The sequence below is a fragment of the Pseudomonas sp. P5_B2 genome, from assembly GCF_056400445.1.
The window spans coordinates 1-1,265 of the sequence record NZ_JBFULH010000945.1; the positions used below are offsets into that span (position 1 = coordinate 1).

Below are 1,265 nucleotides of genomic sequence, written 5' to 3' on the forward strand. Positions count from 1 at the left end.
TCGGTGATGACCATTTGATCGACCGCTGCACATTCGAGTGCGATGCGGACTTCACGGGTATCGGCCACCAGGCTCAGGTCTGGCGTGTGGACGTAATAACCCCGATTAGGGATGTGTTCGACCATGTTTTTGAGCGTCAGTTGGTCCAGCGCACGGCGAATGTCCAGTCGTGTGCAGCCGTAGCGTTGTTCCAGATCGATCTGCTTGAGCCAGCTGCCGGTCGGAAGAACACCGGCGTTTATGTCATTTGAAATCAGCAGCACCAAATGGCTGCGATCAGTAGTTTTTTTGTTCAAAGGTAACTTCCGCAAAACGTGGACGTGGGTAGGTGAGTCGTTGATCGTGCATGACCCTTACCCGTTGTAGTTATCAATAATGGCACAATTAGCAACGAGGTTTCACAATGTTGAGCAACCCTCAAGACACCCCCGAAGCGCGGCATCGTCAGATGTACTACCGAGGTAGCACGACCATCTTTTCGTGCCGCAAGGATCCGCGTTTTGTCTATTGCCTGTATGTTCCGCAAACCTTCGATCAGGCACCTGAGGGGCACCGTTTGCTGGTGGCAGTCCATGGCACCGGGCGTACGATGGTCGAGTATCGGGATGCGTTCGCCGAGTTTGGGCGCTTCAATCGCTACATCATTCTCGCGCCACTGTTTCCAGTAGGCCCACTGGGTGATGGCAACCCGCATGGGTTCAAATACCTTAAGGAAGGGGACATCCGTTATGACGAAGTACTGCTGGCAATAGTCGATGAAGTCGCCGAGGCATTGAGCACTTCGTTCGAGAAGTTTTCATTGTTTGGTTATTCGGGTGGCGGGCACTTCGCCAACCGATTCTACTACCTGCACCCCGAACGTCTACGTTCCGTTTCTATTGGTGCTCCGGGCTCGGTAACCTTGATCGATGAGGGCCGTGATTGGTGGGTGGGCACTGGTGGAATCGAGACGATTTTCGGCAAGCGTTTGAATCTCGATGCACTGCGTGAGGTGGATGTTCAACTGTTGGTGGGCGCCGCAGACCTGGAAACGTGGGAAATTCACTACGAACCCGGTTCTGTGCAGTACATGGAAGGCATCAACGACGCTGGGCGCACAAGGGTGGAGCGCAACGCTACATTGGCTCGCAACCTTGAAGCCCACGATATTCGGGTTCAACAAGACATTGTTCCTAATACCGCTCACGCCGGAATATCGGTCGTACCCTACGTGCAGGATTTTCTGTTGCAGCTCCACGGGTAAAACCACTGCGGTCGCCCCATCC

General features: G+C 54.0%; 2 protein-coding genes. One reads left to right on the forward strand and one right to left on the reverse strand.

Translation table 11 applies throughout. The features are described 5' to 3' along the window. Nucleotides 1–296, reverse strand: a 296-nt coding sequence (locus AC1DRJ_RS28205) for a GntR family transcriptional regulator (RefSeq protein WP_477805031.1), incomplete at its 3' end; no start/stop codon positions are given. 107 nt (nucleotides 297–403) lie between these two features. On the opposite strand from AC1DRJ_RS28205, the gene AC1DRJ_RS28210 reads away from it, so the two are divergent. Beyond that, a complete protein-coding gene (locus AC1DRJ_RS28210) occupies nucleotides 404–1,243 on the forward strand; it encodes an alpha/beta fold hydrolase (RefSeq protein WP_477805032.1) in 840 nt (279 codons plus the stop codon). Nucleotides 1,244–1,265 lie beyond the last annotated feature (22 nt).